Annotated in this window: 12 protein-coding genes; 3 read left to right on the top strand and 9 right to left on the bottom strand. The window is 70.8% G+C overall.

Features of this window, described 5'->3' with window-relative positions; genetic code table 11:
- Window positions 1–171: 171 nt before the first annotated feature.
- The 3 genes from ACY34M_RS24935 to ACY34M_RS24925 form a co-directional block, all read right to left on the bottom strand.
- Window positions 172–1446: a hypothetical protein gene (locus tag ACY34M_RS24935; RefSeq protein WP_462720519.1), complete on the bottom strand. Its 1275-nt coding sequence runs from the start codon at window positions 1444–1446 to the stop codon at window positions 172–174.
- A 169-nt stretch (window positions 1447–1615) separates the two neighbouring features.
- Window positions 1616–3007, bottom strand: a complete 1392-nt coding sequence (locus tag ACY34M_RS24930) for an MFS transporter (RefSeq protein WP_462720518.1) — start codon at window positions 3005–3007, stop codon at window positions 1616–1618.
- 10 nt (window positions 3008–3017) lie between these two features.
- Window positions 3018–3662, bottom strand: coding sequence for a hypothetical protein (locus ACY34M_RS24925; protein WP_462724124.1), 645 nt, complete (start codon window positions 3660–3662; stop codon window positions 3018–3020).
- A 75-nt stretch (window positions 3663–3737) separates the two neighbouring features.
- Between ACY34M_RS24925 and ACY34M_RS24920 the strand changes: the two genes are divergently transcribed.
- The gene (locus tag ACY34M_RS24920; RefSeq protein ID WP_462720516.1) at window positions 3738–4652 is read left to right on the top strand and encodes a LysR family transcriptional regulator; all 915 of its coding nucleotides are present in this window, start codon (window positions 3738–3740) and stop codon (window positions 4650–4652) included.
- Between the two features lie 18 nt (window positions 4653–4670).
- On the opposite strand, the gene ACY34M_RS24915 is transcribed toward ACY34M_RS24920, so the two are convergent.
- The 3 genes from ACY34M_RS24915 to ACY34M_RS24905 all read right to left on the bottom strand — a co-directional run bounded on the left by ACY34M_RS24915 (window position 4671) and on the right by ACY34M_RS24905 (window position 7644).
- A complete protein-coding gene (locus ACY34M_RS24915) occupies window positions 4671–5735 on the bottom strand; it encodes a phosphotriesterase family protein (RefSeq protein ID WP_462720515.1) in 1065 nt (354 codons plus the stop codon).
- Complete coding sequence (locus ACY34M_RS24910) at window positions 5732–6751, bottom strand: DMT family transporter (RefSeq protein WP_462720514.1); 1020 nt, start codon at window positions 6749–6751, stop codon at window positions 5732–5734. The genes ACY34M_RS24915 and ACY34M_RS24910 overlap by 4 nt, the downstream gene beginning before the upstream one ends.
- A 140-nt stretch (window positions 6752–6891) precedes the next feature.
- Window positions 6892–7644, bottom strand: coding sequence for a glutamine amidotransferase (locus tag ACY34M_RS24905; RefSeq protein ID WP_462720513.1), 753 nt, complete (start codon window positions 7642–7644; stop codon window positions 6892–6894).
- Between the two features lie 130 nt (window positions 7645–7774).
- Between ACY34M_RS24905 and ACY34M_RS24900 the strand changes: the two genes are divergently transcribed.
- Both ACY34M_RS24900 and ACY34M_RS24895 read left to right on the top strand, forming a co-directional pair.
- Window positions 7775–8785 (top strand): LacI family DNA-binding transcriptional regulator, encoded by a 1011-nt coding sequence (locus ACY34M_RS24900; protein WP_462720512.1) that lies wholly within the window; start codon window positions 7775–7777, stop codon window positions 8783–8785.
- 13 nt (window positions 8786–8798) lie between these two features.
- Complete coding sequence (locus ACY34M_RS24895; RefSeq protein WP_462720511.1) at window positions 8799–9902, top strand: M20 family metallopeptidase; 1104 nt, start codon at window positions 8799–8801, stop codon at window positions 9900–9902.
- Here ACY34M_RS24895 and ACY34M_RS24890 read toward each other — a convergent pair.
- Genes ACY34M_RS24890 through ACY34M_RS24880 form a run of 3 tightly spaced genes read right to left on the bottom strand, consistent with a single transcriptional unit; the run spans window position 9886 to window position 13556 of the window.
- Window positions 9886–11190 carry an MFS transporter gene (locus ACY34M_RS24890; protein ID WP_462720510.1) on the bottom strand — a complete coding sequence of 435 codons (1305 nt, stop codon included), beginning with the start codon at window positions 11188–11190 and terminating at the stop codon, window positions 9886–9888. The two genes, ACY34M_RS24895 and ACY34M_RS24890, sit on opposite strands and share 17 nt — an antisense overlap.
- Window positions 11191–11229: 39 nt before the next feature.
- Entirely contained in the window at window positions 11230–12693 is a 1464-nt protein-coding gene (locus ACY34M_RS24885; RefSeq protein WP_462720509.1) for an MmgE/PrpD family protein, read from the bottom strand.
- On the bottom strand, window positions 12693–13556 hold the full coding sequence (locus tag ACY34M_RS24880) for a cyclase family protein (protein ID WP_462720508.1): 864 nt from the start codon (window positions 13554–13556) through the stop codon (window positions 12693–12695). The genes ACY34M_RS24885 and ACY34M_RS24880 overlap by 1 nt, the downstream gene beginning before the upstream one ends.
- Between the last annotated feature and the right edge of the window lie 16 nt (window positions 13557–13572).

Below are 13572 nucleotides of genomic sequence, written 5' to 3'. Positions count from 1 at the left end.
CGTGCCCCCCGTCGGATCCCCCGTGTCGAAAGCCCCCGTGTGCTTTCGTGTCTCCACGATGGACCCGGCCGGGCCCTCGGGCCACGGGGAAAACCCCGGGATCGGGGACCGGGGCCCTACGGAGATCGGTGTAGACGGCGGGGCCGCACAGGTCACCCGGCGGCGTAGGGATCAGCTCTGCTTCTGCAGTGCCTTGAACTGGTCGAACCAGACGTTGCGGCCCGTCGTGCCGTCGTCGTGCTTGGCGACGGTGCGGTTCGCGTACACCGGGTTGAAGATCCACGGCTCCTTGTCGGGGCCCCAGCCCGTGGCCATCGACTTGATCTGCACGGCGGCGTAGGTCGCCACCGCGAGCTTGCCGGTGTCCCTGAACCGGCCCATCTGGTTGGTCAGCCACTTCCTGCGGCTGTCGAGCCAGGGCGTCATGGAGACGAACGCGTCCCATTTCTCCTGCGGGAACGGGTGCTGGATCGCGGCCTGGACGACCTGCCACACCTTCCAGGCCGGGTCGATGTCGTCGTACCGCTCGGCGAACTCCGCCGACACCGTGTCCTTCATGTGCAGCTTCCAGTACTGCACGAGCGAGAACTCCGTCACGAGGAACGTCTGGTCCTTGCGCAGGTGCGGCAGCACGTAGTTGACGTACTTGTCGGCCGCCTCCACGGACGTGACATGCGGATGGATGTCGACGCCGTCCAGCTCGGGCGTCTTGTGCACGAACCGCATCCACCGCTCGGTCGCGGGCGTGCGCCCCTTCGGGTCGTCGAGCTTGTTGAGGGCGCCCATGTACAGGCGCGTCCTCGCATTCGATCCGCCGTGCGCCGTGCGGTAGTCGATGACGTGCCGGGCCAGGTGCTCGTAGAAGACGTTCAGCCGCTTGTCGCGCTCGTCGTCCTTGGTCTCCAGGAACGGCTCGTTGCCGATGGTGAGGATGTCGACCTTGCCGAGTACGGCGGCCAGCACCCGGTCCACGCGCTTGAACTGCTCGTCCATCTCGGGGCTGCCCGGCTCGGGCAGCGACTGCTTCAGGTCCCGGAAGGGGAACTTGAGCGACAGGATCGTGTGGCGGCCGTCCGTGCCCGCTTCCAGGAGCGCCGCGATCGCCCGCTGCTGGGTGACGTCGTCGCCGAGCTCGGCGGGCGTCATGGGGACGAAGCCGCGCACCCAGGAGGCGGAGAGGGCCGTGAGCTGGTCCGCGTCGAGTTCGGTGGGGTCCTCGTTGAAGTTCACGCCGAGCGCGCCGTCGGGCGCGCCGCCCGGTCCCTGGCCCGCGGCCGCCTTGCCCTCGACCGACGCCGCATCCGAGGTCGACGGCGAAGCCTTCGCGCCGGACCGCTGCGCGCCGGACGATGTGGCGTCGGACGAGGACGGTGAGCACGCGGCGGTGAGAAGGGTGGCCCCTGAGGCGCCCAACAGCCAGCGGCGGGAGGTGGTGTGCCGAGTCACTGCTATCCGTTTCTGTGGGGGATCGCTGTCCGTTGCACCGACACCGTAGGCACGGTTGTGCTCGGAACTGTGCCGCTGTGACAGCGTCGCGACATCATCCGGACAACGTCAAAACCCCGGTCACACAGGATTCAACAGATGTGACCGGGTTCTGTACGTGAGCGGAAGGTCAGGCGCGGGCCTCCACGGCGGCCGCCGAACCCGGCAGCGGACGGCCAGCGGACTCCGCCGCGAAGTAGGCGGCCACGGCGCCGATCGCGCCCGCCGCCATCAGATAGTAGCCGGGCACGTTGACGTCTCCCGTGGCCTCCACCAGCAGGGCGTTGACGACCGCGGTCGTGCCGCCGAACAGCGAGACCGACAGGTTGAACGCGATCGACAGACCGCCGTAGCGGATCGTGGTCGGGAACAGCGCCGGGAGCGTGGACGGAATCGTGCTGTTGAAGCAGAGCAGCATCAGCGACATCAGCACCAGGCCGAAGAAGACCGACATCAGGGTGTTCTGCTGGATCAGCAGCACGGAGGGCACACCGAGGACGATCAGCATGCCGCAGCCGAAGTACAGCACCGGCTTGCGCCCGATGCGGTCGGAGAGCCGGCCGACGAAGGTGATCAGGACCATGCCGACGGCGAGGACCGCGATCTCCAGGAGCTGCGCCCAGGTGGAGCTCACCGACGGGGCGAACTTGTCGATGTACTCGAGCATGTACGTCGTGAGCATGTAGTTGGTGACGTTGAAGACGAGCACCAGACCCATGCAGATCAGCATGGGCCGCCAGTGGTCGGTGAAGACCCGGCGGATCTCCTTGAGGGTCTGATTGCCCTCACGGCCCTGCTGCTCGGCCACGGCCGCCTTGAACGCGGGGGTGTCCTCCAGCTTGAGCCGGAGGTAGAGGCCGATGATGCCGATCGGGCCGGATATCAGGAACGGGATGCGCCAGCCCCACGACAGCAGCGCCTCGTGCGACATGACGCCCGGCAGCTGGATGACCAGGCCCGCTACGCCGCCGAGGAGATAGCCGGTGAGCGTGCCGAACTCCAGCCAGCTGCCGAGGAACCCGCGCTTCTTGTCAGGGGCGTACTCGGCGATGAACGTCATCGCGCCGCCGTACTCGCCGCCCGTCGAGAAGCCCTGCACCAGGCGGGCGAGCAGCATCAGCAGCGGGGCGGCGGGGCCCCACGTCTCGTAGCCGGGGATGAACGCGATCACGAACGTGCCGATGGCCATCATGATGACCGTGATCGACAGCACCTTGGTGCGGCCGATCCGGTCGCCGAGCGGGCCGAAGAACATGCCGCCGAGCGGGCGCACCAGGAAGGCGACCGCGAACAGGCCGAGGGTGCCGATCGTGCCGACGGTCTGGCTCGCGCCGGTGAAGAACACCGCGGTGAGGACCGGCGTCAGATTCGCGAAGACACCGAAGTCGAACCACTCGGTGATGTTTCCGATGGCTGCGGCGCCCACGGCCCGCCTGGTCACCTTGGGGTCGGTGACCAGTGGCTCGTCGGCCGGGCCCGCCGTGGTTTCGGGCAGCTCGGAAACGCTGTGCGCGGCTGGCACGTACTACTCCTCAAGATTGCGCGGTACTGCGGGTGGGATTCTCGTAGAGGTGGTTCAGGTCGATCCAGTGGACGGTCGGCATCGGGCGCCGTACGGTCCGGCCGGTCTCCAGGACGGCGCCGGTCGCCGGGAAGACGAGCAGCGCGAGCACCGAGGCCACCAGGGCCGTCGCGGTCGCGGGCGAGGTCGCGGGCGCGAGCAGCGCCGTGGCGAGGACCGGAAGGCCGAGGCCCGGGCAGGCAGCGGAAGACGGGGGTGCGCCGTGAGCGGCGTCGGCCCCGGCGCGGGCGAGTCCGTGCCCGAGGCCGGCGGACACGGCGGCGCACAGTGTCGCCCGGGTCGGCGTCCCCGCGGTCAGCGACAGCACGGCGAGGCTCGTCAGCAGCGCGATGAGCCCGGCGAACTGGGCGGTGCGGCCGCCGCACTCCGCGGCGAGCGGGCGCGCGAGTACCGAGCACACGAGAACGGCCAGAGGAACGCAGCAGACGACGGCCGGACCGCTCTGCCCGGAGATGACCAGGACGGCGGGCACGACCGCGAGGAACAGGCCCGCGGTGGCCCATGCGAGGAAGCGGACGGCCGTGACCACGGCGAACGAGGCGCGCATTCCGGTCGGGATCCCCCGATTCCTGCGCAGGAAAGGACTCTTGGACAACACCCCGGAAGACTGCCACCCGCAACTGATCGACACAATTGTGCGATCTTGCACGCGACCCTGCAAAATATTCGAATGATCGATCCGAAGCTCAAGGTGCTGCAGATGGTCGAGGCCCACGGAGGCGTCACCGCGGCGGCCGACGCCATGGGGCTCAAGCCGTCGACGGTCTCGTACCAGCTGCGGCAGCTGGCCGAGCAGGTCGGCGTGACGCTCATGGTGCCCGCGGGGCGCGGCGTGAAGCTGACCGCCGCGGCCCGGACGCTGCTCCGGCACGCGGCCGTACTCGAGGCGCAGTGGGAGCGGGCGCGCAGCGACCTCGCGGCGATGGCCGACGTGCAGACCGGCACGTTCACGCTCTGCGGCTTCTCCACGGCCGCGACGCATCTGCTGCCGTCGACCGCTGCCACCCTGCGGGAGCGGCACCCGCAGCTCCGGGTCCGCCTCGTGGAGGCGGAGCCGGCGCGCTGCTTCGAGCTGTTGCAGACGGGGGAGGCCGACCTCGGGCTCGTCGTCGTGACGGCCGACTCGCCACCGCTGAGCGACGAGCGGTTCGAGCAGCAGCCGCTCCTCGACGACCCGCTCGACCTGGTGGTCCCGGCCGACCATCCGCTGGCAGCGCGGGAACGGGTGGTGCTCGCGGACGCGGCCCGCGAGACGTGGATCGTGGGCACACCGGGCACGACGTACCACGACCTGCTGGTCACCGCGTGCATGGCCGCCGGGTTCACCCCGGACATGGGCCACCAGTCCGACGAGTGGGACACCGGTACGGCGATGGTGGCGCACGGCCTCGGCGTGATCCTGGTGCCGCGCCTCGCCCGCATCAACACCGAGTGGCCCGTGGCCCGCATCCACCTCTCCGGCGAACCCGCCCCGGCCCGCCGCATCCTCGCCGCCACCCGCAAGGGCGGCGCCCGCCACCCGGTGGTGGCCCAGGCCCTCGCCCTGATCAAGTCCTCGGCGTCGAACCTGGTACCGGCCGAGTAGTCGGGCGGCCGGGCGCGGCTAGGCGCCGTCCGCGGCCGCCCCGGTGAGCATGCGGGCGGGGTTTCGCCGCGTGAGGCCACTGACCACGTCGTGGTCGAGGCCGCGCTCGGCGAGCATCGCGGCGAAGACCGTGGGCACGAACGTGAGTCCGTTGCCGCCGTGCTGGGTCCACATCTGCTTGAGGAACAGGTCGTGGCTGAGCAGGAGCTGCCCGGCGTGGCCACGGGTGGCGAGCCGGGCGACCGCGTCGGCGGTGAGCTCCGCCCGCGGGGCGGCACCTTCGTGCGGGAACGTGATGTCCATGCCGATCATGTCGAACTCCAGCCACACACCGCGCGCCGCGAGGGAGTCCTGGTAGGCGGTGTCACCGCTGGACGGATCCATGTGAGCCAGGACGACCCGCCCCGGTGCCACGCCCACCTCGTCGAGAACGAGGTCGAGGACTTCGTGCCCCCGCCGCAGCCACCCCGGAAGATGGATCATCAACGGGACATGCGGATGGTTGAGTTGGGCGAGCGCGGCGGCGCGGACCGACAGGTGCTCCCCGGCGGTGAAGTCGGGGGAGACACCGATCTCCCCGATCAGGCCGGGCCGGATGTGATGGTCCGCGGTGCCGTGCGTGAGTTCGTCGTCGATGGTCCGCGCGTGGGCCTCGACGTCCGTGGCGGTGATGCGGGAGCCCTCGAACTTCTCGAGGTACGCGCCGCAGCCCATGACGACGTGGACACCGCTGCGCCTGGCAGCCTCGCGGAGCCGCTCGGGAGCCCGGCCGATCGCGGAGCTGGAGGTCGCGTCGACGACGGTGCCGCCTCCGACGGCCCGGAACGCCGCGACTTCACGCAGGACTTCGGCCATCGGCTTGGCCGCGAGGTTGTCGAGGCAGCAGTACGGATCGTGCCGCAGGGCCGACGCCGCGGAGGCGGTGACCGGCTGGTCGGCCAGAAACTCGGTGAACGGGCGGCTGGGCTTGTCGAGGACGCCGGACAGGTCGTTGAACAGGTGCTCGTGCGGCAGGACGAGCCCGAGCTCCGCTGCGGCGACGGGGCCGGTGACCGTCTGCACGTGCGCCGGTTGGTGTGTCATGGCCGGTCCGCCGCTTCCTGCGTACGGGAGGGGATCATCGCGATGCCCGCGGCGACGATGCCCAGCACGGTGCCGATCACGGTCACCAGGTGCACGGTGTGACCGAGGGACGGGTTGACCGTGTCGAGGACGAGCGACCCGAGGAGCTGGCCCGCCACGGAGGACAGCCCGAGGAGCAGCAGGCCGAGGCCGCGGACGAGCAGCGCCATGAACGCGATGGAGAGCAGGCCGAGGACTCCTCCGGTGTACATCCACCACGTCGACGGCAGGGCGAAGTGCACCGATCCCATGGCCATGCGGGCCAGCAGCCCCACCAGCAGGACGGTGAAGCCGACGAGGAAGTTGAACCCGATCGAGACGAGCACGGAACCGGTCGCGCGGGCGACCGCGGAGTTGCCTGCGGGCTGCCAGCCCGCGAGCAGGCCCGCGGCGAACGGCAGGAGGGCGAAGGCGACCGTGCCCGGCACGTGGAAGGAGGGCAGGATCGCCAGGACCGTGGCGGCGATGGCCAGGACCGCGCCCAGCAGTCGTGCCGGGGACAGCGGCTGCTTCACCTCCGAGGTGACGCCGACGCGGTCGCAGACCACTCCGGAGACGATCATTCCGGAGACCAGCGCGATCTGGAAGACGGCGACGCCGAGCGCGCCGACCGAGACACCTTCGGAGAGGACGACGGCGCCGCCGCACAGGCCCGCCAGACAGTTCCACCAGGGGAGATTGCCGGTGCGCAGCTGCCGGGGAAGTCCGAGGGCCTGACGGCGGGTGGTGGGCCGGGCGAACACGATGACGGCCATGAGCAGTAGGCCGCTGCCGAACGAGACGACCGCCGCGGCGTTGCCGTCGTCGATGGTGTCGCCGAGGGCGCCGTTGACGGTGGACTGCAGGGGGCTGAGCATGCCGGCCAGGATCGTGGCCACGACCAGCAGCGCCGTGGCGGTGTTCCGGCCGGTGCGGCCGGGGCCTGTCGACGGACCGGTCCGCACGAGCGTCGGGTCAGGGGGCGAAACGGATGTCATCGTGAAGCCACCATTTCTCTGAGCGTTCCGGGCAGGGCCGGACCGGCCGCTTCACCCTGGCCCGAGGGCTCCGTGAAACAGCACGTTAGATCCGGTGTGTGAGGGGCGTCGACCGTGATCGGTGAGGTGTGCGTCACGGCTCACTCCGCGGTTCCGGCGAGCCATGTCACGGCCTGGTGGAACAGCCGCCGGTAGCCCTTCCACTCGAGGAACTCGGTCGGGGCCCAGTGCGGTGAGATGTCCGAGGCGAACGCCAGGGTGCGTCCGGCGCCGACGGTGCGTACGGCGAGCAGCGGACGCGATTCGACGGTCGCGAGCACGGTGGCGTCGGTCTTGGGGACGAGGCGCTGGTAGCCCAGCAGGATCGGCCACTGGGCGTCGAGGCCGGCGGTGACCTCGTGGTCGGTGTCGGTCAGCTCGCCGTTGACCCCTTCCGGGCACTCGACCCGGTCGTCGTAGGGATAGATGTCGACGGGGAGGACCTCCTCGATGGCTGTGCCGTGGAAGTTGGCCTTGCCCTGGAAGCCCTGGAAGCTGAGATAGCCGCCGGCCATGGCCAGTCCGCCGCCCTTGCCGACCCACTCGGCAAGGAGCTTGAGGCGGTTGGGGAAGGGGCGGCCCAAGGCGAAGACCTGCGGGGGCAGCAGCAGCGAGTTCGCCCCGATGTCGGACAGGATCACCACGTCGTAGGCGGAGAGCTTCTCCAGCGTCTCGGGGAAGTCGGTCGCCACGGCGTGGGACGGCAGGTGGGTGACCGTGTGTCCCTCGGCCTCCAGTGCCTCGACGAGGGCGGTCGCGCCCGTCTCGTACTGGGCGTGGGGGAAGGCGTCATAGCCCTTGAAATCGGTCGAGGCATTGATCCAGGACTCGCCGGCGATGAGAACGCGCGCCATGGGGGCTCCTTGCTTTGCGCAATGTTGTGCTGGTGTTTGCGCAACGCTAAAGACGGGTTTTCGTGAAGTCAATGGGGTGGCGGAAAGGAGATGTGGATAGACTGGCGGGACGCGCAGAGAGGAAACCTGGGTGACATTGACGAGTGTTGCGCAACATGCGCAAGTGTCGGTATCCACGGCGTCGCGCTATCTGCGCGGCCAGCTGAAGGTGCACCCCGAGACGGCCGCCAGGATCGACACCGCCGTCCGCGAGCTCCACTACGAGGTGCCCGCTGCCCCGTCCGAGGCCCCGGGCCCGCGGCGGAATCCGGTGATCGCGCTCGTCGTCCCCGACCTGCTCAACCCGTTCTTCGCCGAGCTGGCCGAGGAGATCGCCGACCGGGCGGCCGCCAGTGACGTGGAACTGGTCGTCGGCGTCACCGGCCAGCAGGCCCGGCGCGAGGCCAGCGTCAGCGACCTCGTGGCCAGGTCCGACGCGATCGACGGGATGATCTACGTCGGCATCCACCGCAGCAACCCCCGGCTGATCGCCGCGATCGACGCGGGACTGCCGGTGGTCGTCCTCGACGAGGAGATCGCGGGCAGCTCCCAGGCCGACGCCATCTCCGTCGACAACTACAGCGGCGCCTACCAGGCGACGGCCTACCTCGCCCAGCTCGGCCACCGGCACATCGCCCACGTCGCGGGCCCCCCGGAGCTGTCCACCAGCCGCGACCGGTACCGGGGCTACCGCGACGCCATGGAGCACGCCGGACTGAGCGTCAGCGACGACCTCGTCCTGCACGGCCCGTACACCGAGCGCTTCGGGGCCAGCACCTTCCCCTACCTCGCCCGCGCCGCCGAGGCGCCGACCGCGGTCTTCGTCGGCAGTGACATCGTCGCGGTCGGCATGCTCGCCAGCGCCGAACTCCACGGCCTGCGCATCCCAGAGGACCTCTCCGTGGTCGGCTGCGACGGGATCCGCGTCGGCGAATGGCTCCGCCCCAAACTCACCACCGTGCAGCAGCCCGTCGCGGAGCTGGCACGTACCGCGCTGGAAGTCGTCCAGGCGCGCATCGACAAACCCGACAGCGAGCGAGTGCAGCAGGTCCTCCCGCTGCACCTCGTCATCCGAGGATCGGCCGTACCGCCGCGAACCTGACAGGAGAAACCGCGTGCTCGACCCCGTGGCCCTCACCCAGCAGCTCGTCAGGCTGGACACCCGGGCAGGAAACGAGATGCCTGCCGCACAACTCCTCGCCCCCATCCTGCGCGAGGCCGGCTTCACGGTTCGTGTCGAGGAGGCGGCGGAGGAGCCGGGGCGGGCCAATCTCGTGGCCCGCACGGGCACCGGCACACCCCTCACCCTGACCGGCCACCTCGACACCGTCCCGGCCGACGCCTCGGGATGGTCCTTCGACCCGCTGAGCGGCGACATCCGTGGCGACCGGCTGCTCGGGCGCGGCAGCAGCGACATGAAGGCCGGTGTGGCCTGCATCCTCGCCGCCGCCGTCGAGCACTCTGCCCGTCACGCCGACGCGAATGTGCAAGTGGTCCTCACCTTCGGCGAGGAGACCGGCTGCGACGGCGCGGCGCAACTCGACGACCTGGCCCCGAGCCCTGTCGTGCTGGTCGCGGAACCCACCGGCAACCAGGTCGTTCTGGGGCACAAGGGTGCGCTGTGGCTCCGCCTCACGGCCCGCGGCCGCAGCGCCCACGGCTCACGGCCCGAACTCGGCGTCAACGCCCTCGCGGCCCTCGCCGGCGCGGCCACCCGTATCCACGACCACGAGGGCTGGCCGAGCAGCGCGACGCACGGCGCGGCCACGGTGAACGTCGGCACGTTCCACGCCGGTGTCCAGCCCAACCTCGTCCCCGACCGGGCCGAGTTGATGCTGGACATCAGGACGGTACCGGGCTTCACCTCCCGCGACGCCGTCTCGGAGATAGGCCGTCTCGCCGGACCGGACACGGACATCGACGCGGTCCTCGACCTGCCGAGCATCGCCACCGACCCCCACGACGGGCTCGTGAAGACGCTCTCGGCCGCCCTGTGTCCGGCCGAGAGCGACCGGGACCCCCAGTACGCGACGTACTTCACCGATGCCTCGGTCCTCACGGAGAAGCTGGACTCACCGGCCGTGATCCTCTACGGCCCCGGCGACCCGGACCAGGCCCACGTCACGGACGAGACCTGCTCCGTTCCCGCCATCGCGAGCGCCACCGAGGCGATGCTGAGGCTCCTCGAGGCGTGGCGGGACGTCACCGTGGCTCGGTGACCAGGTCCGCCGGGGTGTCCATGGGGCGGCGCTGACCCGTACCCCGCTTCGGCAGCAGCAGCATCGCCCCCGCGCCGACCACCGCCAGCACCGTCATCACCACGAAGCCGCTGGAGAAGCTGCCCGTGACGCTGACGATGAAGCCCATCACGGACGGTGCGACGATGCCGGACAGGGCGAACGCCGCGTCGGCGAAACCGGCCGCGACGCCCGGCTGGGAGGGCGCCGCGTCGATCGCGGCGACCCACCAGATGCCGCCGGTGACGAAGCCGAACCCGACACCGATCGAGATGAAGGTGACGGCGACGGTCAGGGACGGCGCGGTGAAGATGGGGATCAGCGCTGCGCCGGAGAGCAGGAGCGCGGTCCCCATGATGGTGAGGCGGCTGCGCTCGCTGCCGGTGCGGGCGAAGACGCGGTCGGTGATCACCCCGCCGATGAGGGCGCCGACGATGCCCGCCGCCCAGGGCGCCACGGTGAACAGTCCGACCTCGGTGATGCTGAGCTGGAACTCCGAGGACAGGTAGTCGGGCAGCCAGTACATGAAGCCCCAGAACATGAAGCCCCACGCGAAGTAGCCGACGGCGATGATCCACAGGTTCCGGTTGGTCAGGATCGGGCGCCACCGGACCTTCACCGTGGAGGTCCGCTCCTCTTCGAGCTGACCCGCCGCGATGTGCGCGCGCTCCGCCTCCGACACTCCGCTGTGTTCCTCGGGCGTGTTCTTGAGCAGCGCGTAGGCGATGGCGAACCAGAGCACGCCGACGCCGGCGAGCACCCAGAACATGCCCTTCCAGGTCAGGAGCGCGATCAGCTGCGACACCAGCGGTCCGCCGATCAGCAGCGAACCGGACACGGCCACGCCGCCGACCATCGCCAGCGCGATCCCGCGTTCCTTCTGCGGGAGCCACCGGCTGACCGTGCGGCTCGCCGCCGGGAAGCCCGGGCCCTCGCCCGCGCCGAGGATGATGCGCGTGACGAACAGCCCGATGAAGGACCCGGCGATGGGCGTCACCGCGGTGACCAGCGACCAGATGGCCACCCCCACGAGGAGGATGCGCCGGGCGCCGTAGCGGTCGACGAGCGGCCCCGCCATGAAGGCGAACACCATGTAGCCGATGGAGAAGGCGCTGCTGATCAGCCCGTACTGGGACTTGCTGATCCCGAAGGCCTCGGTCAGCGGTTCGACCGCGTAACTGATGGCGCTCCGGTCGATGTAGTTGATCACGATGAGGGCGACGATCAGTGCGAGCGTCAGCCACCGCACGTTGGTACGCGAGGAACTCATGGGTTCACCTCGGTGGAGTGAAGGGGAGTCTGTGCTGCCTCATGTGCCGGCCGCCACCGCGGACAGCGCACGGGTCAGGCCCGCCGTGTCCGCGGCCGCGGCGATGTTCCACACCTCGTCCGCCAGCGCCCGCACGGCGGGTTCGGCACCGGCGCCGAGGGCGTTGGCGAGGAACTTCGCGGTGAGTTCCCGGGCGTCGAGCGGGTCCTGCGGGCTGCCCCGGTTGACCATGACCCGCTCGGTCACGGCGGTTCCGTCGTCGAGCTCGGCGGTGAGGACGGCCGGGAACTGGTGCGGGAAGACGGTCGTGCACTCCTCGTCCGCGACGCAGGTGACGCGGGCGGCGAGGTCGAGACGCGCGGGGTCCGCCGCCGCCTCGTCGGTGAAGTCCTCGTGGAACACACCGAGTCCGCTTCCCGGGGCGCCGGGATCGGCGAGCAGTCCGGCGGCCACCGTGTACGGGCCGCTGAACGCCGCGTGGTAGCCGGAGCGCGGCTGTGCCTTCTCCGCCGCGGGCTCCGCGATGGTGCGCAGGACGGGCGCGGGCACACCCAGTGTCAGCCGGGCGATGTGCCGCGGGTCGACACCGCGACGCCGCAGCCGCATCGCGGCGTCCACCCCGGCGTGCGTGAAGTGGTTGCACGGGTAGGGCTTGATGAACAGCCGGGACAGCTCCCAGCGTTCGCCGAGCCCGTCGGTGACCGCCGCCGTCACGGTGGCCTCGTCGAAACGCTCGCCGCAGAACGCCTGGAAGAAGCCGAAGCGCCCTTCGAGGACGGTGGGCGGCCCGGTCAGGCCGAGCCGTGCCATGTCGGCCGCGACCACTCCCGCGTGCGCGGCCCAGCCGCAGTGCACCCGCTTGACCGTGCCGCCCGTGCGGTTGGCCTCGATGATGCCGGAACCCATGCTGGCGGCGATGCCGATCGCCGAGCAGATGCCGTCGGCGTCCAGGCCGCGCAGCATCGCGGCGGTCACGGCGGAGCCGATCGCGCCGCAGATGGCGGTGGCGTGCAGCCCGCGGTCGAAGAAGACCGAGTTGCCGAGCTTCTCGTCGTACTGGGCCATGCCGAGCCGGCAGGTGACCTCGATGCCGACGGCGGCGGCGTCCAGGAGCCGCGCCCCGGTGGCCCCGACCGCCTCCGCGGTGGCGAGCGCCGCGGGCAGCACCGATGCCGACGGGTGCAGCACGGACGGCAGATGGGTGTCGTCGAAGTCGAGGCTGTGCGCGAGCGTGCCGTTGACCAGCGCGGCCGACGGGGCGGGCAGCCGGGTCGCGGAGCCGATGACGGTGGCGGCGGGGGCGCCGCCCCACTCCTCGACCAGTTCCCGCACCGCGGCGCCGGGCCGCTCGGACAGCGCGGCGAGGCTGTTGCCGAGCAGGTCGAGCAGATGTCCCGTGACCTTCTCCCGCAGTTCGGCGTCGAGTTCGCCGTCCCGCGACGCGACGGCGAACTCCGCCAGCCGCTGGGCCGGGGTGGCCGTGGTCGTGGTGTCGACGGTCATCAGTGCACCACCGCGATCGGGCGGATGGGCGAGCCGGTGCCGCCGACGATCCGCAGCGGGGCCACGACGAAGAGGAACGCGTGCCGGCCGGTGGCGGCCAGGTCCTCCAGAGCGAGGTGCTCCATGATGTAGACGCCGTGCTCGACCAGCAGCAGGCGGTGGACGGGCAGGACGCTGTGCCCCGCGCCCGGCGCGATCTGCTCGCAGGCGGTGGTGTCGCAGCCGACGGCCTTCACGCCGCGTTCTACGAGCCACGCGCCCGCGTCCTCGGTGATGCCGGGCACGCCGGACTCCTTGCCGAGGTACGTCGCCGGATCGTCGAAGTGCCGCGCCCAGCCGGTGCGCACCACGGCGACGTCGCCGGGCCGGGGCTCGGCGCCGCCGAGTTCGGCCGCGCGCTCCAGGTCGGCGGCGGTGACGCCGTATCCGCCGGGCAGGGTGTCGACGCCGTGCGCCGCGGCGACGTCGAGGAGGACACCGCGGGTGACCATGGCGGGCGTCTGTTCCGCGCCGTGCTGGGAGAAGGCCCCGCCGGTCTGCGCCTCTGCGGCGTCGACTCCGCCGTGCAGCTTGCCGTTGTGGCTGACGTGGGACAACGCGTCGATGTGGGTGCCGACATGGCCGCCGGTCACGATCACCTCGTTGGAGGCGGAACCCCCGTCGGGGCGGACCATGTCGCCGTGGCGGCGGGCCAGCGTCATGCGGAAGCCGGGGTGGTTGGGCGAGCACGGCATCCCGGTGAACAGCGGCTGGCCCAGCTCCACGATGTGCGGGTCGGCGGGCAGCGCGTCGAGCAGGGCGTTGCCGGACGGCTGCGACGAGTCGGTGGGCCGGGACGGTTGGGTTGCCTGGGAAGTGGTCATGACCTGCTTTGCCTGG

Source organism: Streptomyces sp. EDA2-14, from assembly GCF_054963755.1.
The sequence above is the reverse complement of the archived record's forward strand: the minus strand, read 5'-3'. Positions and strand labels throughout refer to the sequence as shown.

Excerpts from the sequence above, each read along its gene's own strand:
- ACY34M_RS24920 (WP_462720516.1), top strand. The coding sequence starts at position 3,738 with ATGATCGATCCGAAGCTCAAGGTGCTGCAGATGGTCGAGGCCCACGGA.
- ACY34M_RS24915 (WP_462720515.1), bottom strand. The coding sequence starts at position 5,735 with ATGACACACCAACCGGCGCACGTGCAGACGGTCACCGGCCCCGTCGCC.
- ACY34M_RS24910 (WP_462720514.1), bottom strand. The coding sequence starts at position 6,751 with ATGACATCCGTTTCGCCCCCTGACCCGACGCTCGTGCGGACCGGTCCG.
- ACY34M_RS24905 (WP_462720513.1), bottom strand. The coding sequence starts at position 7,644 with ATGGCGCGCGTTCTCATCGCCGGCGAGTCCTGGATCAATGCCTCGACC.
- ACY34M_RS24890 (WP_462720510.1), bottom strand. The coding sequence starts at position 11,190 with ATGAGTTCCTCGCGTACCAACGTGCGGTGGCTGACGCTCGCACTGATC.
- ACY34M_RS24885 (WP_462720509.1), bottom strand. The coding sequence starts at position 12,693 with ATGACCGTCGACACCACGACCACGGCCACCCCGGCCCAGCGGCTGGCG.
- ACY34M_RS24880 (WP_462720508.1), bottom strand. The coding sequence starts at position 13,556 with ATGACCACTTCCCAGGCAACCCAACCGTCCCGGCCCACCGACTCGTCG.